This is a genomic window from Methylophilus sp., assembly GCF_035460085.1.
GTDB lineage: Bacteria > Pseudomonadota > Gammaproteobacteria > Burkholderiales > Methylophilaceae > Methylophilus.
The window spans coordinates 44081-68971 of sequence record NZ_DATHWZ010000089.1; the positions used below are offsets into that span (position 1 = coordinate 44081).

Below are 24891 nucleotides of genomic sequence, written 5' to 3' on the forward strand. Positions count from 1 at the left end.
CATCCCTATTCATACGCTCAGTCTTTTCCCAGATTGCATGAAAGTTGTCCCGATCTTTACTGATGAAGTCGCCCAGGCGGGCGGCTGGCATGGGCAAGCGCTAGCACACGCTTTTGCCCGTCAGGGCTGGCAAGCGCATATGGTTTCCCTTGATAGTTGCCATGTCAGTATCGAAGATCAGAATGTGCAGGTGCATATTCCCGGCCTGGCTCAATCCTCACCGATTGCATTTGTACGTGGGGTTGCCGCCGGCTCTACGCAGCAAATCATCACCCGTATGAATATCTTGCATACCCTGCAACGGCAAGGGATGACCATCTACAACCATGCGCGTGCCATTGAAACGACTGTGGATAAAAGCCTGACCTCGCAATTGCTAGCTGAGCATGACATTGCCACGCCCAATACCTGGGTGTGCGAGTATCGGCAGGTAGCACATCCGTTGATGCAGCAAAAGCTGGATGCGGGTAAAACGCTGGTCATCAAGCCATTGTTTGGGTCACAAGGCAAAGGCGTGCGTTTAATTGAGCACGAGCAGCAGTTTGCCTTGCCGCAGGATATGTTTGTCGATGGCGTTTATTACTTGCAAGAAAAAATTGATTGCGGCGCTTATCAGCATGATTACCGTGTTTTCGTTGTCAATGGCGAGCCGGTGGCTGTCATGAAGCGGCAAGGCGATAACTGGCTGCATAATGTCGCGCGCGGGGCCAGGTGCAGCGCCTGTGATGAAATCGATGTGGCTGATATCGGCGTGGCGGCAGCTGCAGCCATTGGTATCAATTACGCCGGTGTGGATGTCATGCGAGATAAACACGGAAAACTGTGGGTCATTGAAGTCAATAGTATTCCCGCCTGGCGCGGCCTGCAAACCATTACCAGTATCAATATTGCGGATATATTAGTAGCAGACTTATTGCGTTTTGCCGACAAATAATGATACTGATTAAAACATGCCGCGCTTGCCCATGAAAGTACAGGAAGCTTATTTAAAAGCCTGCCTGGCAGAGCTGGAAGCGCTCAAGCCAGGCAATGTGCATATCTTCGCCGATGGTCATGGCATGCAGGTGCAACACTTTATCGATAGCGCCACCGTGTCAGCGCCGATCCTGTGTGACGATGCGCAATATGGAGATCGCAAGTTGGGTCAGCGTATCCTGGCGGCATTAGAGGCCACCTATGCCAAAGTCGCCTGCAATACTAACCTCGGTATTATTTTACTCGCCGCACCTATTGTGCAGGCTGACCTGCAATACCCGCATTTATCTTTAACGGCCGGATTAAAGCAAGTGCTCAGTGAAACGACACTTGAAGACGCAGAGTGGGCCTATGCAGGCATCCGCCTGGTGAATCCTGCAGGCATGGGGCAGCGCAATGAGCACGATGTATCACAACAACCCCTGATTACCCTGTTTGAAGCCATGCGTCTGGCAAGTACACACGATATGGTGGCACGCCAGTATGTCGAGAGTTACCAGCAACTGATTTTTCAAGCGGTACCGTTATATAAAACCTATATCGAGCGGTGGGAACGCCCGGCCTGGGCGCTCACCGCAGTCTATCTGTACTGGCTATCGTCAGCGCCGGATAGCCATATCAAGCGTAAATACGGCGAGACAGTCGCATTAAAGGTGCAACAATCAGCTTGTGAACATGCACAGGCATTTATGGCACTCGAAAATCCAAAACATTACATGGCGACGTTACTTCAGTGGGATCAATCACTGAAACAAGAGCGGTTAAATCCTGGCACCAGTGCCGACCTCACCGTGATTACAGCCATGCTGGCAATGCTCAGCGCAGCCTAGTTACCTAGACGATTCTAGTGGTCTCCTGTGATGGATATTCATGCAAATGACTGCGATGGCTCAGGTATACTGCCAGTTTAAATAATATCCATCCAAAGGAGAACGCTATGACTGAACAGGTGTTAACCGAGCAGGAAATCCAGCAATATTTTGCTGAATCATTGCCGCACTGGTTTTATGAAGAAGGCTGGATCCGCCGCAAATACAAAACCAATAGCTGGAAGGGTACGCTCATGGTGGTGAACACTGTCGGGCATTTGGCAGAAGCCGCCTGGCACCATCCGGATTTGACTGTTTCTTACGCGTTTGTGATTGTGAAGCTTTGCACCCATAGTGCCAAAGGCATCACCATGAAAGATATTGAACTGGCACGTAAAATTGAAGAGGTGATTCAATGGCAACCGCAATCGCAAGCCGGTTCAGCGCTTGAGGGTACCCCGCAAGATGACTTGCGCTTCAGTTATGTAAAATACGATAAATAAGCAGCTTTCCTAGAGCGGTTATTAAGTTATTGATTGTCATGATGAAGTTGTATGTCTTCACCTGTTAAAACTGGCCTGCCCTCTGCCATTTTCCTGATGGGGCCGACTGCAAGCGGCAAAACAGCAGCCACCATTGCCTTATACCAACAACTACCTGTAGAAATCATCAGTGTGGACTCTGCTCTGGTATATCGCGGCATGGATATCGGTACTGCCAAGCCTGATGCCGAAACAATACGTCAGGCCCCACATCATTTAATAGACTTGATTACTCCGCTAGAACAGTATTCTGCGGCACAGTTTGTTAAAGATGCACTTTCGCTCATGCAGGAAGCCACCGCGAAGGGACGTATCCCCGTGTTGGTAGGGGGCACCATGCTGTACTTTAATGCCTTGCAGCACGGCTTAAGTGAACTACCCGAGGCTGACCAGAATGTGCGGTCAGAAATCGAAAAAGAGGCAGAGCGGGTAGGTTGGCCAGCAATGCATGCGCAACTGGCAAGCATTGATCCGCCAGTCGCCGCCAAAATACAATCTACTGACTCTCAAAGGATTGAGCGGGCTTTGGAAGTCTATCGTATTAGCGGTCAGACAATGAGTGCGTTACGCGCGCAATCGAGCAAACCTGAGCTTCCATTTAACATTCTCAAGATTGGCCTCGTGCCTAGTGACCGTGCTGTTTTGCATCAGCGAATTGCAGAACGTTTTCAGCTTATGCTTAAACAAGGTTTTGTCGAGGAAGTGCAAAGTCTGCTCAGGCAGTATCCACAGCTGAAAGCTGAAAGTCCAAGCATGCGTTGCGTAGGTTACAGGCAGGCATTAGCCTACTTGAATGGTGAAATTGATTTAGAAACGCTAAGGGATCAAGGAGTTTTCGCTACACGGCAATTGGCTAAACGCCAGTTAACCTGGTTGCGGGGGATGGGTGATATAGAAATAGTTGATTGCTTGAAAGTTGACTGGTTAAATTCAGTATTGGCATTGATTCGTCAGCATACTAAAAAATAGCAAAGCCGGAAATTTCCGGCTTTGATTTAAAGCGTGTATCCAAATTAATAAGCGCTATCTTGGCCAACAGCGGTTAACCATACGGTTTTAGCAACAATCAGCATATCCAGGCGCGGGCTCCAGTTGCGTAGATATTCCAGATCATAATGCACACGCTGCTCCATTTTTTCCAGTGTGTCCGTTTCACCACGAAAACCGTTCACCTGCGCCCAACCGGTGATACCCGGCTTAACCTTGTGACGAACCATATAACCTTTAATCAGTTTACGGTACTCCTCATTATGTGCAACCGCATGAGGACGAGGGCCAACGACACTCATACGACCTTGCAATACATTGATGAACTGCGGCAATTCATCCAATGATGTTTTACGCAAGAAAGCACCCAATGGCGTGATGCGCTGGTCATTCTTTGTGGCCTGGGTTACCTTGCCACCATCTTCGGTCACAGTCATGGAGCGGAATTTATAGACCAGAATTTCCTGTCCATCAAGACCATATCGACGCTGCTTGAAAATCACAGCGCCAGGGGAGGTAAGTTTGATGCCAATGGCAATGATCAGCAAAATGGGTGAAATCAGAATCAGCACGAATAAAGAAAACAACACATCAGCCGTGCGCTTGGTGAAACCATCCATCCCGGTAAATGGGGTATCACATACTGAAACCACAGGAATCCCATTGACTTCAGAAACGCGGCCTTGGATCAGGTCGGTCACAAAAATGTCTGGTACAAAATAAATTGAAGTGGTGGTGTCTTTAAGGTCATCCAGCATTTTCAAAATACGCGGATGACTGGACATAGGTAAAGCAATATACAACTTATGAACGGTATGCAGGCGCAGATAAGTGCTTAATTCGTTCAAGCTACCAAGAACAGCATAATCAGACTCCTGATCGAGGCGCGCCGGCGAACGGTCTTCAAAAAAACCGAGCACATTAATACGCTGGTAATAATCTTCTTTTAGATTATCGGCTAATAAAATACCTTGTTCATTCAAGCCAACAATCAATGTATTTTGCGGCGGGCCTTGCCATTCAATCAACTTGGGACTTGCCAATTTTAATAGTTGTAATGCGGCAATTTGAGCAAGCGGCGTGATAATCAACCACGCTAGAATCATCTGCTCACTATAGAGGGTGATGTATCTGGTGACATAAGCAAAAATTAAAACAAAAAAAGCGATTAATAGCCATTGTGCGATGACATCCCTGCACATGGAAAAAAATGACTTGCGAATTTTGGCGCCGCTAGGGAAAGTAATCGAAAACAATACAATCGATACGATAAATATCGACATCGGGATTTGGTTTTCGGTGTAGATGAAAAGACCCCACAGCACAAAAACCATCACCAATGGTTCGACAATGGATTCTAAAAGGTACAACGGACTATTGGCACTAGCGGAAAGGCCTGAAAGCGTTCTGATAGGAGGTTTTTTAGTAGCCATAAATTTCTTGTATATTTCTTCAGGCAGAGTTTAACGCATCCGTTATGTTTACAGCAATTTTTGTTTAACTGATGCCCTATTCGGGTAGATGCAAGACGGACGCTAACATGATAATCTGTCAAAAAAATTCCTGCTATTCCTGCAACATTACATGTTTATAAATGCTTGTTCCAAGATAGCAGTTAATTAAGTCCGCTGTTATTCACTTTATAATAGTAGAATAAAGCAAAAGATTTATAAATCAGGGTGGCTTCATGCCTTTTAAGCATAATCGTAAACAGTTAATATCTTTCAAACATCAGCTTTTGTTGGGCTGCTTCTCCTTAAATTTGTCATCAATTATCGTCTGGGCAGATGAGTTAGACACATTGCAATTCCGAGCTTCTATTGATAGGGCCTATGATGATAATCTGTTCAGGAGGGCTAATAATGAGACTTCAGAGCAAATTACTCACTCGACCATAGGAGTTAAGTTTGATAAATCTTATTCTTTACAAAGAGTGATTTTGGATGTTTGGGTAATCGATAATAAATATCGTGAAAATGAGTATCTGGACTTTGTTGGTAAAAATTATAGTGCTGCTTACTTATGGACTCTAACCCCTAGTTTGACTGGTACCTTAAGTTCTCGCCAGACTGAAAGTATGAATAACTTTGGCGATTTTCTTAGCACCCAACAAAATGTACGAACATTTATTACTAATGAGTTTACTGCAAAATATTCGCCGCATAAGGTTTGGGGTTTAATATTGGGAGTGAGTCAGAATAAGTTGGAAAATAGTCAGACGTTTACAGCTATTACAGACTTTGATGCCAAAGGCGTAGACTACGGGGTTAGTTACGATTTTTCTTCAGGCGCATACCTGAAATTTTTGGCTCACAATAGAAGTGGTGGTTTGAGTCAGCGGCCACTGGATCCTGTGAATGCATTTGATAATGGCTATAAAGAAAATGAATATGAGATAGATTTATACATACCCGAAGAAGGAAAAAGTAGTTTGAGCGCAAAAGTGGGACATATTACTAAAGAGTATGACAATTTTTCTGTGCGTGATTACAAGGCTTTTGTAGGGAATGTAAATTACAATTTAATTTTAACCGGTAAACTTAAAAGCAACTTTGTCTTGTCACGCTCTGCATCTCCATTTGAAACCAGTAATTCAACATATTCAATCTCAGATACATTCACTACTCGCGTAACCTATGATCTTACTTCAAAAATAGAGGCTGGCTTAAATTTGCGTTATTCAGAACGTGATTTTGAAGGAAGAGAACGTTTTGATACTAGTGGTAGAAAAGATAAAGAACACTCTTACGGCGTAAATATTAACTGGAATCCTACTAAGAATGTTGGGTTGTCGCTGAGAAGTGTCAAATCATATCGTGACTCTACAGTAGCTCGATTCGATTATGACGATACTCTTACCACAATAAATTTAGAACTTAAGATTTAACTAATTATTATTTAGCTGCAAAGAACGATTTAGATTATTTGAATATAATCACTTTAATGCATTGTATGCCTTAAAAAATAACTACAATTCAAGTATTTCTGAATTCATCACTCCAAAAAATCGAAAGTTTCTTTATTAAATGTTTTGATGAAGATTTGGACAAACCTATTGAAGAGATAAAGTAAAGCTGACTCGAAAGAATGCTGTTTGAACCAGATATAAAAGCTTTTGTCACAAAAGAAATTTAAAATACATCCATAAAGCCTGTAGTGCAAATATTTTATTATTCAGCTTGGTGCTCGAAGGAGCTATTGTCGGAACTTCAAACCATGTTAGTCTTGCATATAGCCAGCTTAAATAGTTTTATTTTTAAAAATTTACAGAAGAGAACAAAGTATGTCCCGTTATATAAAATATTTATTGACTAGCTTTATCATTCTATTTAGTGCGCTAGCTCATGCTGACTATACATTAGGAGCAGGAGACTCTGTACGGATTATAGTCTATGGAGATGCTGACTTAACACGAGAGATAAGGGTTGCTGAGGATGGATTGATTACATTACCGCTTATTGGTGAAGTTACGGTAGGCGGATTAACTCCTATGCAGGCTGAAAAACGGATTGCCGAACAGCTTAAACGCGGAGGTTTTATTGCAAACCCTCAAGTTTCAGTATTAATTCTGGAATTCAAGAGCAAAATGGTTTCAGTCCTAGGCGGCGTCCTTAAACCTGGGCGCTACCCTGTCACACATCCAAGTGATGTTAAAGATATTATTGCGGAAGCAGGTGGGTTGACTGCAGATGCCTCAGAAATAATTACAGTGGTTCGCAATGACAAACGAAGCGAGTATGACTTAAATGAAGTTATTGAACGTCGTAATTTGAGTGCGCAAGATATTCGTTTAATTGGTGATGAAACTGTATATATCAGTGTTCGAGATGTGGCAGTTACAGGACAGGTGCAACGCCCTGGAAAATATGGTATTCAAGGTGGGACACGCAAGATAAGTGATTTTGTTGCGCTTGCAGGTGGCGCTAATGAAGCGGCGGGTGAATCTCTGTTTTTTACTACTTCGCGCTCTGGCTCGCCAGATACTAAAGAAATCAATATTGATGAGCTTTTCCGTTCCCCAGCAGCTGAATTCAATAAAGATCTGGTCCCAGGAGATGTGATTTATATTCCTAAAGCACCACAGGTTTACATTTATGGTGAGGTGCAGCGTCCAGGGATGTATAAGATAGATAAGAATATGACTGTCATGCAAGCAATTGCGAAAGCAGGGGGAATCACAATACGTGGTACTCAACGTTCCGTTAAGTTGCATCGGAAAGACGCGGATGGCAAGTTGGTAAAACAAACTCCAGAGCTAACAGGTACTTTGATGGATGAGGATGTCTTATTCATTGAAGAAAGTTTGCTTTAAATTTTAGGTTAAGTCATGAATTTCTCACAATTTTTTATCATCCTTACAGCACGAAAGAAAATTATCTTTATCGTCGCAATTTTGACCATGCTTACAGCTGTTATCGTGAGCATGCTGTGGCCAAAGAATTATCTTGCAACGACTAAAGTGCTTTTAAATTACAAAGGGGTCGATCCCGTTACCGGAACTACGATACCCGCACAATTGATGCCAGGCTTTCTTGGTACTCAGGCTGATATCATTCAGAGTAAAAGTGTAGGGATTGATGTAGTTAAAAAATTAAAACTCTCTGAAATTCCCTCGATCAGAGAAGATTTTGAAAAGTCCATAAAAAATAATAGTGTTGATATCGATCAGTGGTTGGCTGAAAGATTATTGAACAACTTAAGCGTTACACCCTCTAGGGAAAGCAGTGTTATCCTGATTGGTTACAAAGGTATTGAGCCGTCATTTGCTGCAACTATGGCGAATGCATTTGCAGACTCATACATCACGCTTACGCTTAAATTAAAAATGGATCCTGCGTTAAAGGCATCTCAATATCTTTCTGAGCAAACTAAAGTATTGCGTGAAAATCTACAAAAATCACAAGAGAAACTTTCTCAGTATCAACAAGATCATGGTTTAACAAGTATTCAAGAAGCTTACGATGTTGAAGGATCCAAGCTAAGAGATTTATCATCTCAATATGGCATGATGCAATCTCAGTCTATCGATGCTAATTCTAGAAGGAATGACGCAGCGAAAAATACCAGTGATTCGCCTGATGTGGCGCAAAATCCTGTGATTCAGAATTTACGCATGAGCCTAGTAAGCGCAGAATCAAAATTAGCAGAATTAGGTCAACGTTATAGCAAAAACCATCCTCAATATATTTCAACAGATGCTGAAGTTTCTAAATTAAGAAGTCAGTTGCAAACGGAGATTGATCGAACGGTAGTGAGTTTAAGTAACAGTGCAAGCATAAATTCACAAAGGTTGGGCGATGTAAGATCCCAACTCGAGAAGCAAAAACAAAAAGTTCTAGAATTAAATAGATCCCGCTCCGAGTTAATGATTCTAGAGAAAGATATCGAAATCGCACAAAACGCATTGGCATCTGTGAATAACAGATTCAGTCAAACAGCATTAGAGGGGCAATCAAACCAAGCAGATATTTCAATTCTGGAAGCGGCGACACCTCCTACATCTCCAAGCAATCCAAGATTGATTTTAATAGCGCCATTTTCACTGATCATTGGAATAATGCTGGGTTGCTTTTTTGCTCTGATTGCAGAGTTTATCGACCGACGAGTTCGGAGTAAAGATGACATTGTCGGTTTAGCAGAAATTCCAGTTTATGAATACAGCGTCATTAAAGCCTAAGTGTTTTTCTCTTTTTACATTATGAAGTAAGAGCCATTAAGTATGAACATTATAGAAACTGACACTAAAGCTCCGGTTAAAACTATCTCCTCAAGCATTGGTCATTTATTGCTTGATATGGGGAAAATCACTGACAAAGATGCTGAGCGTATCTTGAAATTTCAAAAAGAAAAATCCATGCGCTTTGGCGAGGCTGCTTTAGCCTTGGGTTTTGTCACAATGGAAGATATCAATAAGGCATTGTCATATCAGTTCGATTATCCTTATCTTACGCCTGACAAAGCCTCATTCAGCAGTAGCCTTGTGGCAGCTTTTGATCCATTTTCAAAACAGGTAGAGTCCCTAAGGTCTTTACGCACACAGTTAATGTTGCGCTGGTTTGAGCGTGGTCATAAAGCAATCGCCATTTCTTCCTCAAAAGAAATGGATGGTAACGACAGCCTTGCAGCAAACCTGGCAGTGGTTTTCTCGCAACTTGGGGAACGTACCTTATTGATAGATGCCAACTTGCGTGAACCATCGTTGCATAAAATTTTTAGATTAAATAATAATTCTGGATTGTCCGACATTTTGGTTGGCAGGGCTTCGATGGATGTCCTGGTCAGAATCCCATCCCTCTTGAATCTGAGTGTATTAACTGCAGGCACTACTCCACCGAATCCGCAAGAGCTTTTGAATAAAGAAGCGTTTGATCAATTACTGGCAGCGTTTTCTGAACAATATGATGTGATTATTGTGAATACCTCACCAATTTTACAGTCTTCAGATGCCCAGATATTGGCCAAGAAGATTGGTGGAGTTTTGATTGCAACTGAGCAACATAAAACGGCGCTTAAAGATACACAAGCAGCTATCGAAGCATGCCGTGCTCTCGGTATCGAGGTTCAAATTGCACTGAATATGGTCGCTTAGATGAGTTCGCAAGCTTTTTTTATGGGATCACAGCCGCAGCAAAAGATTTTGGGATATTTAGCACTATTGCTCTCAGTGTTGGTGTTGTTTGTTCCAGTCTTTTATGATCTTTTTGTCAATGTATGGAATAGCGATACGCAATCTCATGGTCCCATTGTTTTAGGGATTGCAATCTGGTTTTTTTACTTTAAAACAAATCAAATTTTAGAAAAGCGGCCCGTCATCAGACCGGCACCTTTAATAGGCTGGTCTTTTATTATATGCGGGGCTTTAATTTACCTGGTTGGTTACTCGCAAAGTGTTTATATTTTTTCTGTAATATCACTAGTAGCTATTCTCTGCGGTTTGATTTGTATTGTTTTCGGTGTTAAAACGGTTCTTAAATACTGGTTTGCCTTATTTTTCTTTGTATTTCTAATGCCTTGGCCTGCTTCAATCATTGATGCGATCACGCAGCCAATGAAAATCGCAGTTTCATTTGCATCAGAGCACTTGTTATATGCGCTCGATTACCCGATTGCTCGTTCTGGGGTGATTATTCAAATTGGGCAATATAAATTATTGGTGGCAGATGCATGTGCTGGCTTAAACTCTTTGTTTACGCTTGAAGCTATCGGCTTACTCTACATAAATGTGATTAATCATCAGGCATTTTGGCGTAACGTATTACTTGCTATCCTGATCGTACCCATCTCCTTTACTTCAAACGTACTACGTGTTTGTACACTCGCTCTCATTACCTATCATTTTGGTGATGAGGCAGGGCAGGGGTTCCTGCATAACTTCTCAGGAATGATTTTGTTTATGACGGCGCTTGTACTCATTATTGTAATAGATACACTCATTCAAAAGCTCGCTGAGCATTTTAAGATTAAACCATTGCTGAGCCAGGACTAATACAGGTTTTAAGATGAAAGACATGATTCATAAATTGCCTAATGTTCAGATGCGTCCGGCTATCGTTTTATTAGTCCTGAGTATATGTGTTTTGATTATTGCAATTGGGATGAAGCCGGTTACGAACTATGCTACCTATGCAAGTGATCTGGAAAATAATATACCTACAGAATTTGGTGATTGGAAAACAGTCCCTCAACAAGTTCAGCAAGTGAGTTTGGTCAGTGATAATAATGTGCAGAATCAGATTTATGATGATGTATTAATGCGTACTTATGTGAATAAGGAAGGCGCTAAGGTTATGTTAGCTCTAGCTTATGCGAAAGAGCAACGTCAAGATGTTAAAGTACACCAGCCAGATATTTGCTATCCGGCCCAAGGCTTTCAATTACTCAAGTCGCAATTAGCTACTTTCCGTATTGCTGCAAATGAATCTTCAATTATAGGCAAGAATCAACTTTACGCCAGTTCATCTCATTTAGAGGCTGTAAGTTATTGGATACGAGTTGGTGATGGTACTTTTTTATCTGGTCTGCAAATGCGTTTAAAAATTATCAAAGATGGATTGCTCAAGCAACGATTTGATGATGGCATGCTAGTCAGAGTTTCATCTGTAACTCAAAGCGATGTTGGCTCAGAGTCACTTTTCAAATTACATGAAAAATTCCTGAATGATTTAATTGAATCGGTCAGAGGCAATAGCCGAAAACTATTGGTGCCTGTAGCAATTTAAATGAATTTTTAAATTGATATCTCACTTAAAGCATAAAGATAATGTATGAGAGTCACTGTATATATACCTACAAAAAATCGTAAAGACGCACTTGCCAGAGCATTGGATTCGGTACTGAATCAAACTTATCAAGACTTGGAAGTAATTGTCGTAAGCGATGGTTCAACTGACGATACAGAAGCTTATTTAAAGCAAAAATCAGCAAGTGACAGCAGGTTGAAATTCTTTATCAAAGCTAAATCTGAAGGCGCGCCCGCAGCAAGAAACTTGGCAATTAAAAGCTCAAGTGGTGAATTTATTACTGGTTTGGATGATGACGATGAGTTTTTGCCCAATAGACTGGAGTTGTTTGTAGATTATTGGACATTTTTAAAAAACCATAACATCCACCCATCATGCTTATATACCCCAGACTTGATTTATAGAGATGGCGTCGAGATTAACCAATCCAAAAAGCTTGGACATGTAGGGCACGAGCAGATTTTTGAATTTAACCACATTGGGAATCAAATTTTTGCGCCTAAATCAGTATTCCTGGAAGCTGGGCTGTTTGATGAGGAAATGCCAGCATGGCAGGACATGGAGTTCTTTTATCGAGTATTGAAATTATTTGGCAAAGCATCCTTACTTGATATTCCAACTCAAATTATGGACGATACGCCGAGAACTGATAGGATTTCAATTAAAGCAAGAAATAAACTGAAAACAGCTTATCAACGGTTTACTTTCAAGCACTGTGCAGACTCTAAGCGCCAGAGTCAAATGCTGCAATTGCAAATGTTTTCTAGATATTACAATGTTCGTCCGGATATTTCGGACTGGGTTAGTTTTATAAAAAATGGCTTCTGGCTAAAAGGCTTAATCGTACTTATAGCGGCGACTTTCAGGTTAAAGTAATATTGTTCTCTCATTTGATCTTATTTTTCCCTTGCTTAATTATGGCGTACCAAAGTGTCCAAGCTAACTCAGAATAAATCCATCATATTTCTTTTTTTGATAGCAATTCTATCTGCTTTCTTTTTTGGGCTTGTTACATTTGCCCTCGTTAGTATGGTCGGCAAGCATTATATCTATCTAGTAGCACTCCCAGCAGCACTCTTGATCGGTTTGATCTTCTTCTTTAGCAGAACTCTTTTCCTTTTGATGGTGATGGTATTAAGACCATCTCTTGATGTAGCTTTTGAGTCAATTAAGATAGGAAGTATCGGACTGGGTGGGATATTAAATGTATTAATGATTGTTATTGCAATACTTGTTTATTTTGAAGGCAATCATCAATCGAAAGCCGATACCGATGGTATTAAGAAAGCTTGGTTAATTTTTATACTATTATGTTTCATATCAATTTTTTATACCCCAGTTTTTTCCATGGGGCTCAAAAATCTAATGACAATCTGCTCGTACGCAGCATTGTTCTTGATAGGTGTGTATTCAGTTAATACCGAGAATGATTTTAAAAAGTGGATTAAAGTAATTGCGTTTTCATCTTTGATCCCGGTTGTATATGGTTTAATCTCACTAATATTGGGCGGCGGCGGACTCAGATACAGTGTTGGTGAGGGGTATAGGCTCCAAAGTACTTTCCCCCATCCAAATCCATTTGCGCCTTATATGGTTTTGATGATTACTATTTGTTTTTATCTATATAAATCTAAAATTCTAGATACCGGAAGTATCATTCGAAAAACTTTACCGCTTTATATAATCGTAATGATCGGACTTTTGGTAATGACAAAAACTAGGTCTGCATGGGCGGCATGCTTCTTGTTATTCTTGACCTATGGTTTCTTTCTCGAGAGGAAGTTTCTGATTTTTGTTTTCTTGGCTCCGCTTCTCGCACTATTACATCCAGATATCCAGGAAAGACTCTTAGATCTTACGCAAGGTTCCGACTTCGGTGCGACTGGTTATGGCCGGTTAAACTCATATGCATGGCGTCTGAAAATATGGCATGACAGCATCAGTTGGATGAAACCATCTCATTATATTGGTGGATATGGATTAGCTGCTTTTATCCACCACTCAATGGACTTTGCCATGGCTAATGCTTTCCAAAAAGCCACCTATGAAATTAATGCCCACAATATCATTGTTCAAACGTTTTTTAATCTTGGTTTATTAGGCTTACTTTCTTTTCTCTACCTGATTTATACAACCAGCAAAGCTTTATATAAGTTCTATGCTCAAAATAAATTGTTGATATTGATCGTCTTTATTGCTTTTGCGCAATTCCTGCTACAAGGCTATTCAGATAATATATGGGATTATTTAATTTTTGAGTGGTATTTCTGGTTTTTTATTGGCATCACATTGTCTTATTGCGGAGTTTTAAAGCAAAAAATCAGTAAGTTATGACACAAAGATATCAGACACAAATATTTCGCTAAGAACAATAATTAAGGAGAAGTTATAGTTTCTGAGGATGTTAGCTAACCAATAGCGGAATTCAGCTGTTTGTTTTCAATTGAGAAATATGAATCGTGAATATATGCAATTACGATGAGATTTGTGGAAAGAAAACGATGCTCTGCAATTCAACAATACTTCAACCTATTTTCAGCAGAAAGATACTTCTGCACGCTGATTTAGATCTTTAATGAATAAAGGCAATAGCATAAGAATGCGAGTTAGTTATTTTACTAGTAGTTATCCGAGAGCAACAGACACATTTATTCAGCGAGAGGTCTTAGGTCTTCGAAATGAGGGTGTTGAAGTTTTCACAAGTGCGTTACGAAAACCTGAAGGTACCAATAATGTGAGTGAGTTAATACGCAGTGAACGTGAAAACACAACTTATTTTTTGCCATTCAAGATTTTTGATCTATTAAGGCTCAACCTACAATCTTTAGTTAAAGCCCCGTCTAAGTATTTTCAAACTTTGTACTTGTCTTTTAAAACGGGACGCCCAGGAATTAAAGGCAAGTTGTATCAACTATTTTATTTTCAAGAGGCTTTGTTACTTTCTAGCTATCTGATTGAAAATAAAATTCAGCATATACATAATCATTTCGGAGATAGTAGTGGAATGGTCACTATGCTGGCTAGTCAGCTTAGTGGAGTTGGATACAGTATCACGTTTCATGGACCGCACATTTTTTTTGAGCCGACCTTACTTGCACTTAGCGAAAAAGTGAAATATGCGAAGTTTATCGTGTGCATTAGTAATTATTGTAAGAGTCAGATCATGCTGTTTTCTGATAACAAAGACTGGCACAAACTGCACATCGTCCATTGTGGTGTGGATATAGACACTTACTCGGTCGCAGAACCCATCGCAAAAATTTTATCGAGTGAAGCTATTAAACTGCTCTATGTTGGCAGACTTGCTGCAGAAAAGGGCGTACCCGTCTTACTAAATAGCCTAATTTCGTTGAAGAGTGAAGGATTTGATTTTCACCTGACATTACTTGGGGATGGGCCTGAACGCATGGCGCTTGAGGCGAAAGTGAAGGAGCAGGGGCTCGAAAACAATGTGCATTTCGGCGGTTTCGCAAGTCAGGAAACAGTAAGAAAAACATTGCAGAATAGTGATGTTTTTATCCTGCCTAGCTTTGCCGAAGGTGTGCCGGTTTCACTCATGGAAGCAATGGCATGTGGGGTACCAGTCATAGGAACCAATGTAGGTGGTGTGACCGAACTCATTGAGCACGGCGTATCAGGATTGGTGGTTTCTCCTTCAGATGAAGTCTCGCTTAAACAGGCAATCTTAAGCTACATTGAGAATGAGCAATTACGTGAAAAAGTAAAGCGTGATGCAAGAAAAGTGATAGAAACTCAATTTAATTTAGATGTTGAGGTCACCAAGCTAGGAAAATTGATTCAGAAATATCAGGAAAGCTAAATGATTGGTTACCTTAAGGATGCTGATAAATCGGCTCTTGAAAGCTTCCCTATATGTATCATAGGCGCCGGTGCTGCTGGTATCAGTCTGGCAGCCAAACTTTCACGACAGGGTAAGCGTGTCTTGCTGATTGAAGGGGGAGGGTGGAACGAGACGCCCGATATTCTGGATGCTTACGTAGGTAAAGCAACTTCACCTCACCCGCAAACAACAGAGTTCAGGTATCAACGCTTTGGCGGAACGACGCATCTTTGGGGCGGGCGTTGCGTACCGTTCGATAATCATGACTTTCAACGAAGAGACCATGTGCCCGAAAGCGGGTGGCCTTCAGGTGCCGAGGATGTAGCGAGCTATTACCCCGAGGCACTGGATTTTTGTGACGCCGGCAATAATGATTTTTCAATTTCAGCATTTGGGCCTAAAACAAAACCGATATTCAGTGAGATTACACAGTTAACCCCGGATTTAAACGAATATATAGAACGCTATAGTTTACCTACGGATTTTGGTAAGAAGTTTCGTCAGGAATTGACAGCTTCCACACTTGTTCATGTGTTACTGCAAACAAGATGCATCAGCCTCAACTGTTTGCCAGATGAACCTGGGAGAATTGAATCGATCACTCTGCATGATGGTACCCAATCTTTAAAACTTAAAGTAAATCAAGTTGTGCTGGCGGGTGGATGTATAGATGTCACTCGCTTGATGCTTGTCAGCCGTCAAAAAAATCCCGCCTGGAGTTACATGGATGCCAGCCTGGGAAAGTATTACGCATGTCATTATGATTTGATATTTGGAGCATTGCGCTTTCAAGGTGAAAAGCCTGTCTTTGATTTTCAGAAAACCTTGGAAGGTGTCTATGCCAGACGAAAACTCCAGTTTTCCCCACAGCTTCAAGCAAAGCATGGTTTATTGAATGCAGCCTTTCGCTTGCACTTTCCTGCCTATGCAGATCCTTCTCATGGCAGCGGCGTGCTTTCAACCATTTATCTTGCTAAATCAATACTAAAACCCGAATACCAGACAATTTTGAATCATGGGACAAGTCAACCTGACCAAAATCGTCAACTGTTAAAGCATGTCAGAAATGTTTTTCTGGATATTGGCTCGGTTGCAGCATTTACATATCAGTGGTTATTCAAAATAAAATTAGCTAAAAGAAAGGTACCCTATACTTTAATTGCTAATAGAAATGGAACGTATCCCCTTGAATTTAATAGTGAACAGGTTCAAGACATCAATAACCGCATAGAGATACTGGATGAAGTAGACCGGTTCGGCATGCCCAGAGTGAGCATCCATTGGAAACTCACTGGCCTGGATATTGCTTCTGGAATTAAGTACTTTAATCTGCTTAAGGAATTATTTGAAAAAACCAAGTCTTGCAGACTTGAGTTTGATCAAAATGAGCTAGAAAAAAGTATGAAGAATGCTTTACCAGTAGGCGGCCATCACATGGGAACGACTAGGATGGGAAACAATCCAAGTGAAAGTGTGGTTGATGCGAATTGCAAAGTTCACGGTATTTCGAATTTACATATCGCTAGCTCCTCAGTCTTTACCACTAACAGTCATGCAAATCCTACCCTCACTATTGTTGCGTTGGCTTTGCGGCTTGCAGATCATTTAAATCGAACTGTTGCTCTAAAGGAGTAAATGATGACGGGATTAACAAAAGGGCGCTTTATGATTCCAGCGTTCTTCTTTTCTATTTTTCTATGCTTATCAATGGTTGCATTTGCCGGAGATCCAAATGTTAGAAGTGCTCCTGCCAAAAATTTAAATGCGAATGATCCAAATCGCTATACAAAACCATTTGAAGAAAACTCATTATGGAAAAGTCGTCCTGTATCTCCAACTTTTTCAGATTTTGTCATTCCACGCTCTGCATTTAATCCTAATATCCACCAAGGTACGCTTTCTTCGGGATGTTTCTTTGCTGATGAAAATAGTCCGCCTGTAACAGTGAAGCTTAATCCTGGGCAAAAAGGTGTTTATGATGCTGATGCAGAGGCTTTTTTGCCGCAAGTTGAAATACCTCATTGGCCAGCAGACGTAGTGCCAGCGCCGGGAGGAGACGGTCATGCTGATATTTTCGATGTGACAAATGGCGTCATACATTCATTCTGGAAGTTAAGAAACAATAATGGTGCTTGGACTGCGAATTTATATGCATGGTCTCCTATTAATGGCAGTGGTTGGCCTGATCCAGCTCATTACTACCATGGTGCCAGGGCTGTGGGTGTGCCTGCATGTGCCGGCATCATACGTAAACACGAGTTTCAAAGTTCCGATACGATTTATCCTCATGCGTTGGCAATGTCACTAGCGCAAAATGGCATGGGTCCAGGCTATGTTTTCCCTGCGACATCTGCAGACGTTTTCACTAAAACCAATAGAGGAAAAATTCCAGAAGGCTCATTAGTAATGTTGCCACCTGATTTTGATACATCAAAGTTAAAAACACCTGAGTTAGTGAAAATTGCTAATACCTTAAAAGTATATGGTGCATATATTATTGATAGAAACGACGGAACTCCATTTATTATTTATGTAGAGAATGGATCAGGACTTAATTTAAACAAAAATAATTACAGTCAGAATCTCCTGATAGCTAACGAACTTCATTCAATACGAGATTCTTTGCGCATGGTTAATTCGGTAAAGTCCTGGTTGAATGAGCAGGGTAAGCCATTCACACCGGAAAAGAACCTGAATATATTGTCGATGCGCGGACCTTGGTGCATTAACCGCGGCTCTGCATGCGTGAGAGATGATCCATCCATGGGTAAATTTGATACATGGAAACAAGCAGTTGTTTTTGCAAATACTAAGACCCCGGTCTCACAGTCAAATCCATCAGGTAGAGGTATCAGTCAAGTAGAGTGGGCCAAACCTAAAGCTGGAGAAAAGTTTAAGCTCACAGCAAAGACGAGTGGCGGAGGAAAGTTACGCTTTATCATACGTGACAAAAAATGGAATACTAAAATCGATAGTTATAATCTTGAAAATGACCAATCCATAACTTTCATATGGCCTAAAGAAGATGTTGTAACTTATCTATATGCTACAAGTGGTGTTGGTAAGAGTTCAAGTGTTAGTGGCACATTAGTTCGTGTTAAGTAGTTGAGGTTGGGCTACAATCCAATCTAATCTTTGTTAAGTTGAGTTTTATGATGATTGTAGCTGAAGTGCTCTATTGGGGATTGCTTGTTGTTTTGGCAATCCCAGTTTTAACGTTTTGTTTGCAAATTCTTATTGCTATTCTTCCTGGGTATCGCAATCAAAAGATAAACCTCCAATCTGCTTCAGTGGCATTGCTTATTCCGGCACATAATGAGTCTGCCGGAATAAGTGATACTCTAATCTCGATTAATAAGGCCGCAACAACAAATACCCGAATCATTGTGATTGCAGATAATTGCAGTGACAATACCGCAGAAATCGGTAGAAACTATGGTGCTGAGGTTATTGAAAGAACGCATGAAACATTGCGTGGTAAAGGATATGCTCTAGATTTCGGTATTCAGTATTTATTGAAGAATCCGCCAGAAGTCATGATTGTTTTTGATGCTGACTGTATAGTTCACCCTGATGCAATCAATGCGCTTGTGCAAGCGGTAGTAAGTGGTAAGCGTGCCGTACAAGCTTTATATCTTATACAAGCCAAACCTAACTCCCCAGTCAAAACTAGGCTGGCCGAGTTTGCTTACGTAGTAAAAAGCTGGACACGTCCGTTAGGTTTTTATCGCTTAGGCTTGCCTATGCAGTTAATGGGATCAGGCATGGCTTTTCCGTGGGAACATGTGAAAAATGCCAATCTTGCTAAGGGATATATTGTTGAAGATATGAAATTGGGTATTGATTTGGCGGAGCAAAGGTTAGCGCCTAAATTCTGCCCGGAAGCATATGTCACCAGTGAATTTCCCATGAATGATGAGGGAGCTTCATCCCAGCGTAAAAGGTGGGAGCATGGGCACATCGGCATGATTGTTCAGGAGGGCCTGCCTTTATTATTTAAAGGTATCCGTTCTGGGAGTGTGGAGATGATTTCAATGGCTCTGGATTTATGTGTGCCTCCAGTAGCGTTATTATTCCTGATCAGCGGAGTATTTGCATTTGTATCTTTATTACTGATGTTTGCAAATGAAACCTACTTTCCATGGGGATATGGTGTCATACAGTTTCTGCTACTATCTGTATTTGTCATGATTTCTTGGCTCAAACATGGCTCGAAAATATTACCATTCTTTGAATTAGTAACCTATGCGCCTGTGTATGCAGTTGGTAAAATCCAGTTATATGCAAAATTTTTTGTAAATCGGCAGAGCGAGTGGGTAAAGTCAAAAAGAGATTAAGGCGTTATTAGTCAATCTCGGAATCACAAGGGAATAATGAGTACAACTATAAAAAAAATTGATCAATTAGAAAGTCTACGTGGTGTCGCTGCTTTACTCGTTGTTCTTTACCATGTCCCTGCATGGAACCCATTAATACATAATATTTCCATCATCAGAAGCGGATTCATGATGGTGGACTTATTTTTTGTATTGTCAGGATTTGTCATATATACCGCTTATGCTCAGAGAATCACTACAGTTTATGATTTGGCCAAATTTCAGTTCCTGAGATTTGGTCGTTTGTATCCAGTACATTTACTTTTCCTGATATTGTTTCTTGGTGTAGAGATTCTTAAATACGTGCTCCAGCAGCACTTTGGTATTGCCAGCCTGAGCAAACAGCCATTTGACCAGAATAATTTTGCCGCATTTATGCGTGACATTTTTATGATTAAAGCTTTTTGGCCCAATGAACAGGCTATCACATTTAATAGTCCTGCCTGGTCGATCAGTGCCGAGTTTTATACCTATCTTATCTTTGGTTTGATTGTTCTGTTATCTGGCAAATTTAAAAATCATATATTTGCTTTGTTAGGATTAACAGCTACGGGAATATTAATGATATATCAGCCTGAACATTATGACTTTATGCTTAGGTGCACTGCGGGTTTTTTCATCGGATGCATGCTTGCGCTAAGTATTCGGCATCTGAAGGGTAAAGTCATCCTTAATCCTCTCTGGATTCCCATTTGTTTTGTTTTAATAGCGCTTTTCATGACTTTTACGCATGATGCAAAAGCGCTCAAAGTGTTAATCTATCCTTTGACATGCTTATTGATAGCTTCAATATTGCTTTCGAGGGAGCATTTCTGGAAGAATTTTTTGTCACACCCTGCGCTCGTCTGGTTAGGTACAGTTTCATTTTCTTTGTACATGTCTCATGGCCTAGTGCTTTGGTTCTACCAGCAAACCATTAGGGTGCTGTTTCATCGTCCAGAAATGATCATCAATGATCTATCCATCCCGCAATTCGAGTTTCCGCTGGCTCTGCTGTTAACAATAGGTTTATTAATAGCATGCCTGCTTGTTGCTCATATCACATATCTGTTGATTGAAAGTCCATTCAGGGACAAGTCTCGAAAACTGGTGAAAGTATGACCCGTCAGTCAAAGCTGATAACGTTGTTAATCTGGTAGAGCAAGAAATTCATTATGAAATATACACCGGAACTGGATGGTATCAGGGCATTATCAATACTGCTTGTAATGATTTCCCATGCTGGATTAGGACACATTGTTCCTGGTGGTTTTGGTGTAACCATTTTCTTTTTTATAAGTGGCTACCTGATTACTTCGCTGTTAATCGCTGAAGCAGATAAACATCAGCATATTGATTTAAAAAAGTTTTATATCCGCAGGTTCTGGCGCTTGCTGCCGCCAGCGATTTATTTCATTGGAATTTCCAGTCTGCTGATTGTCTACATTAACGGTGGAATCAATTACAACGAAATTCTGGCCGCTTTATTCTACTCTGCTAACTATTATAAAATTTTTATCCATTTCACCAATGTTGATGGCTTATTGTCGCCTTTCAATATCTTGTGGAGCTTAGCTATAGAAGAACATTTTTATATCCTGTTTGCACCTTTGCTGGCAATAACTTACCGTTCAAAACTGTATTTTCGTATCATAGTGTTATTTTTGGTGCTGCCACTATTAATCCGCCTTGGTTATGCTTTGATTTTCCCAGAGTTACTGCATGAAGGCGGCTATACCTACTCTGCGACCGAAGCCCGGATAGACTCAATCGCTTTCGGCTGCTTCATGGCCTACATTTTGCAAAAATCGTCTTCTAAAGAGAAGTTCAACAAACTCGTGTTAAAAACCTCATATTTTGTTTTTGGTGCCGGACTAATTGTAATATCCCTATTGTTCAGAGATATGTTTTTTAGAGAAACGATAAGGTATAGCTTGCAAAACATTGGACTATTCTTGATGCTGTCCAATGTGTTGTTCAATCAAGCTGGTTTTTATGCATATTTGAGGAAGTTTCTCAGTCTGCCAGTACTGACATTTACCGGCAAGCTGAGTTATTCATTATATTTACAGCATTGGTTCTCTTTGACCTTGGTCTCATATGTGCTGGGGGTAAATAAATTTTCTTTAGAATGGCAGTTGAGTTTCTGGTGCCTATCCTTGCTCACCACATTATTTTCCTACTACATTATTGAGCAACCTACGCTCGCGCTCAGAAGGAAATATGGCTCCAATGTATAAGTCTTGATGGCTCGATTAGCATCTATTCAATGCCATGCCCTCTATTTAATAGATGTCAGCATGACTACTAAGTATGTGACATGGTAGATTAATGTTGCTCGTGTTTAAACCATGCAACGCAATCGCAAAGGCTTTCCTGGTACGGAGTGAAGGTAAAGCCAATAGAACTGATTTTCTGCACATCCAAGAAAATATGCTGTTTGAATAACCTCACCAGTGACGGCGGTAAGGGTTCGGGTAAGTGTCTGGCAAGATTAGCCTTGCCAACCTTTTCCAGCAGCTTTTGCCCAATCTTAACGCAGGGGCTAAATGCTTTTGAATCCAGCTTTAGTTGGGTAGGGTGTATTCGTTTGACTGGAGTGGCATCTATCGCTTGCCCCAGATCAATGAAATATTGGTTCCAGCGAGGACTATCTGGCGCGGCCAGATTATAGTGTTGTATCTCACCTTCCCTCAATGGTAGGTTAATGCCCAGTTGTATGGCATTTACCACATCATCTACATGCACTAGATTGCTCCAACCATCACCGGCATCGCCCAGGTCGCCCAACCGGAAATTTCCCAAAAGGTTGGAAATTCGTTCTACCCATTGAGTACTGCCCGGGCCGTGGATGCAACCAGGCCTAAACACCACCACTTTACCTCCAGCATGCGCATAGGCTTGCATATGGTTTTCTGCTTCAACTTTTGCCGCGGCATACCAGTTGTAATCAGGGTCGAAAGGGGAGGTTTCGTTGATAACGCCTTCACTCGCACCATACACGGACATAGTACTTAAATGCACAATGAGAGGTTTGCCAGCTGCTAGAGCAGCTTGCGTCAGTATCTGTGCGCCAGTACCTATCGAATCTTTGCTTCCTGCGACACAATTCACAACAGCATCTACGTTTTGCAATTGCTTGGTAAGGTCTGAAAGATTCATGCTGTCAAGAATCACGTGATTAGAGAGGTCACTACGCATTCTTCCTCTTGAAGCTGCAATCGAAGTGATATTATGCTGTTGCAGTTGATTATGCAGGCGGCTACCTACATGACCAGTGGCTCCCAAAATCAAGACTTTCATGGACGTTCCTTAACTAAACTATTGAATATTAGACGATTGAGTGTGTAGATTTGCCAACACCCAGAGTTTCAGCTATGTGGTCTGCCAAACGCAGGCTGATAGCTGTAATGGTCAGGGTAGGGTTAGCCTGACTGCTGGTTGGAAATACCGCCGCACTGGCAATGTATAAATTATCTACCTGATGCAATTTGCAGTTTGCATCTACAACGGAAGTCTCGGGATCAGCACCCATTCTGGCTGTACCAATATGGTGTCCACCGTAAGCACCAAACCTTGTGAGATCCTCTTCAAGCAAGTCATCATTGTATTCAAAAGTCGCCAGACCACTTTGGTTGATTTCCTGGACAAAGACATTGAGTGAACGACGGATGGATTCAATATCCGCTGGCAGATACTTCCAATCCACTTTCACTTTGCGCATACCCAGGGCGTCAGTCGCTTCTATTAACGTAATGCGACTGTCAGGATTAGGGTATTGCTCGCCATGAATCTCAAAAGTGAACTGGTTACTTTTGTTATTGAGAATCACTGAGGGGAATTTACGTTTTGCCAACGTGCGTTTTGTTATCCAGTGATATAAAAACTTCGAAGTATCAATTGGATCCAGAATAATATTTGCAAAATGCTTTAAGTATGTACTCAGTTTTGCTTGTCCGTCTTTAAGACGTTTACCATATTCATAACTGATAAAATTTTGGGCCAGGAATAATCCGGATAGCACACCAATTCTATGAGATGGGTCCACAATTTTTGGGAAATGCAGCCTTGCTACCATGTTACCGGCTGATATTTCTTTTTGCTTTTCTGGAGTAAGTGCAAATCGACGTCGGCAATAAATACCTTCCGGTGATACCTCATAACCATGACGGACATTACTGGTTGGACCAAAGACTGTCAATTTACCGAGATTTCCTGCAATATGGCACTGATAATAACGTCCTACCAAGTCATGCTGGTTGCCAATACCCATGGGAAGCACATCATTGGAAGCCAGTAGTAACCTGGCTGTTTCGATCCCACCGGTTGCCAAAATGAATTTATGAGCATTTACCGAAGTTTTTATTCCTTGCAAGCTGGCTACATCCAGGTGAGTAACGTGGTTACCGTTGGCGTCAAGCCTGATGCCTGTGCAATTGGCACCCAGCAAGATTTCAACATCCTTGGCTAAAATGAGCCGCTGTTTATAGCGATCACCAAGATTGGTAGGGCACGAAAAACGTTCTAAATTATTGGTTTTGATAAAGTCACTTTGAAAGCCTTTAATCGCTGCCTGGTATTCAGCGTCGAACACTTTGTCAGCATCATATTCATAATCACCAGCTTCAAGTAGCCTGTTGGCAACAATGTAATAGGGTTTCAGGTCCTCATAACTAATTGGCCATCCGCTGTTAGGAACATAATCACGTTGCTCGAAATCGATAGGATCGAATGGCATACAACGGCCGCCCCAGATCGTCGTTGACCCACCGAACCGGCGTTGCCGGTATTTATCTGGAGGGCTGTGCAATTTCTCATCTACCACTTCACCCTGATATAAATTCTGGCTGGGATCGTCAGCCAGTTCAAAACCTGACTCCAGCAAGAGTATCTTTAAACCTCGGCCAGACAGCGACAGTGCCAGGGAAATACCTGCCGCGCCTGCACCAACTATGCATACATCCGCACTGATAATTGAACCGGAAGTCAGTTGATTTAGGTTACTAATCATATTTTTCTTGAATCACTTAAAAAAAATCACAAATACGCGTTATTATTGAGACTGTAGATGAGGTTTAAGCTGAGGCATGATTGCCAATAGGTTAAATATTTTATATCGCATAATCCTTATTGGGTTATACC

Annotated in this window: 21 protein-coding genes; 18 read left to right on the forward strand and 3 right to left on the reverse strand. The window is 41.3% G+C overall.

Features of this window, described 5'->3' with window-relative positions:
- Positions 1-37 precede the first annotated feature (37 nt).
- The 4 genes from VK958_RS12315 (at position 38) to miaA (ending at position 3295) form a co-directional block, all read left to right on the forward strand.
- Positions 38-934 carry an ATP-grasp domain-containing protein gene (locus VK958_RS12315; RefSeq protein ID WP_325241760.1) on the forward strand — a complete coding sequence of 299 codons (897 nt, stop codon included), beginning with the start codon at positions 38-40 and terminating at the stop codon, positions 932-934.
- 31 nt (positions 935-965) lie between these two features.
- Positions 966-1805: a triphosphoribosyl-dephospho-CoA synthase gene (locus VK958_RS12320; RefSeq protein ID WP_325241762.1), complete on the forward strand. Its 840-nt coding sequence runs from the start codon at positions 966-968 to the stop codon at positions 1803-1805.
- 107 nt (positions 1806-1912) lie between these two features.
- Positions 1913-2287, forward strand: a complete 375-nt coding sequence (locus VK958_RS12325) for a 4a-hydroxytetrahydrobiopterin dehydratase (RefSeq protein ID WP_325241764.1) — start codon at positions 1913-1915, stop codon at positions 2285-2287.
- Between the two features lie 51 nt (positions 2288-2338).
- On the forward strand, positions 2339-3295 hold the full coding sequence (miaA, locus tag VK958_RS12330; protein ID WP_325241766.1) for a tRNA (adenosine(37)-N6)-dimethylallyltransferase MiaA: 957 nt from the start codon (positions 2339-2341) through the stop codon (positions 3293-3295).
- Positions 3296-3339: 44 nt separating this feature from the next.
- Here the strand turns inward: miaA and VK958_RS12335 are convergent, their stop codons facing one another.
- On the reverse strand, positions 3340-4746 hold the full coding sequence (locus tag VK958_RS12335) for an undecaprenyl-phosphate glucose phosphotransferase (protein WP_325241768.1): 1407 nt from the start codon (positions 4744-4746) through the stop codon (positions 3340-3342).
- Positions 4747-5000: 254 nt separating this feature from the next.
- On the opposite strand from VK958_RS12335, the gene epsL reads away from it, so the two are divergent.
- The 14 genes from epsL to VK958_RS12405 all read left to right on the forward strand — a co-directional run bounded on the left by epsL (position 5001) and on the right by VK958_RS12405 (position 21989).
- Positions 5001-6200: an XrtB/PEP-CTERM-associated polysaccharide biosynthesis outer membrane protein EpsL gene (gene epsL / locus VK958_RS12340; protein WP_325241770.1), complete on the forward strand. Its 1200-nt coding sequence runs from the start codon at positions 5001-5003 to the stop codon at positions 6198-6200.
- A 396-nt stretch (positions 6201-6596) separates the two neighbouring features.
- Positions 6597-7625, forward strand: a complete 1029-nt coding sequence (locus VK958_RS12345; RefSeq protein ID WP_325241772.1) for an SLBB domain-containing protein — start codon at positions 6597-6599, stop codon at positions 7623-7625.
- Between the two features lie 15 nt (positions 7626-7640).
- Positions 7641-8990 carry a chain length determinant protein EpsF gene (gene epsF, locus VK958_RS12350; protein ID WP_325241774.1) on the forward strand — a complete coding sequence of 450 codons (1350 nt, stop codon included), beginning with the start codon at positions 7641-7643 and terminating at the stop codon, positions 8988-8990.
- A 42-nt stretch (positions 8991-9032) separates the two neighbouring features.
- Complete coding sequence (gene epsG / locus VK958_RS12355) at positions 9033-9902, forward strand: chain length determinant protein tyrosine kinase EpsG (protein ID WP_325241776.1); 870 nt, start codon at positions 9033-9035, stop codon at positions 9900-9902.
- Complete coding sequence (gene xrtB / locus VK958_RS12360) at positions 9903-10799, forward strand: exosortase B (protein ID WP_325241778.1); 897 nt, start codon at positions 9903-9905, stop codon at positions 10797-10799. It abuts the gene before it with no gap.
- 13 nt (positions 10800-10812) lie between these two features.
- Positions 10813-11532, forward strand: a complete 720-nt coding sequence (locus VK958_RS12365) for an exosortase C-terminal domain/associated protein EpsI (protein WP_325241780.1) — start codon at positions 10813-10815, stop codon at positions 11530-11532.
- 45 nt (positions 11533-11577) lie between these two features.
- Positions 11578-12429: a glycosyltransferase family A protein gene (locus tag VK958_RS12370; RefSeq protein ID WP_325241782.1), complete on the forward strand. Its 852-nt coding sequence runs from the start codon at positions 11578-11580 to the stop codon at positions 12427-12429.
- A gap of 201 nt (positions 12430-12630) precedes the next feature.
- Positions 12631-13887, forward strand: a complete 1257-nt coding sequence (locus tag VK958_RS12375; protein ID WP_325241784.1) for an O-antigen ligase family protein — start codon at positions 12631-12633, stop codon at positions 13885-13887.
- A 241-nt stretch (positions 13888-14128) separates the two neighbouring features.
- Positions 14129-15373: a glycosyltransferase family 4 protein gene (locus tag VK958_RS12380; RefSeq protein ID WP_325241786.1), complete on the forward strand. Its 1245-nt coding sequence runs from the start codon at positions 14129-14131 to the stop codon at positions 15371-15373.
- A complete protein-coding gene (locus VK958_RS12385) occupies positions 15374-17029 on the forward strand; it encodes a GMC family oxidoreductase (protein ID WP_325241788.1) in 1656 nt (551 codons plus the stop codon).
- A complete protein-coding gene (locus VK958_RS12390; protein WP_325241790.1) occupies positions 17030-18499 on the forward strand; it encodes an Atrophin-1 multi-domain protein in 1470 nt (489 codons plus the stop codon).
- Between the two features lie 47 nt (positions 18500-18546).
- A complete protein-coding gene (locus tag VK958_RS12395) occupies positions 18547-19731 on the forward strand; it encodes a glycosyltransferase family 2 protein (RefSeq protein ID WP_325241792.1) in 1185 nt (394 codons plus the stop codon).
- A gap of 36 nt (positions 19732-19767) precedes the next feature.
- Complete coding sequence (locus VK958_RS12400) at positions 19768-20871, forward strand: acyltransferase family protein (protein WP_325241794.1); 1104 nt, start codon at positions 19768-19770, stop codon at positions 20869-20871.
- Positions 20872-20924: 53 nt separating this feature from the next.
- Positions 20925-21989 (forward strand): acyltransferase family protein, encoded by a 1065-nt coding sequence (locus VK958_RS12405; protein WP_325241796.1) that lies wholly within the window; start codon positions 20925-20927, stop codon positions 21987-21989.
- Between the two features lie 88 nt (positions 21990-22077).
- On the opposite strand, the gene VK958_RS12410 is transcribed toward VK958_RS12405, so the two are convergent.
- The gene (locus VK958_RS12410; protein WP_325241798.1) at positions 22078-23052 is read right to left on the reverse strand and encodes an NAD-dependent epimerase/dehydratase family protein; all 975 of its coding nucleotides are present in this window, start codon (positions 23050-23052) and stop codon (positions 22078-22080) included.
- A gap of 28 nt (positions 23053-23080) precedes the next feature.
- Complete coding sequence (locus VK958_RS12415; protein WP_325241800.1) at positions 23081-24760, reverse strand: GMC family oxidoreductase; 1680 nt, start codon at positions 24758-24760, stop codon at positions 23081-23083.
- Positions 24761-24891: the final 131 nt, after the last annotated feature.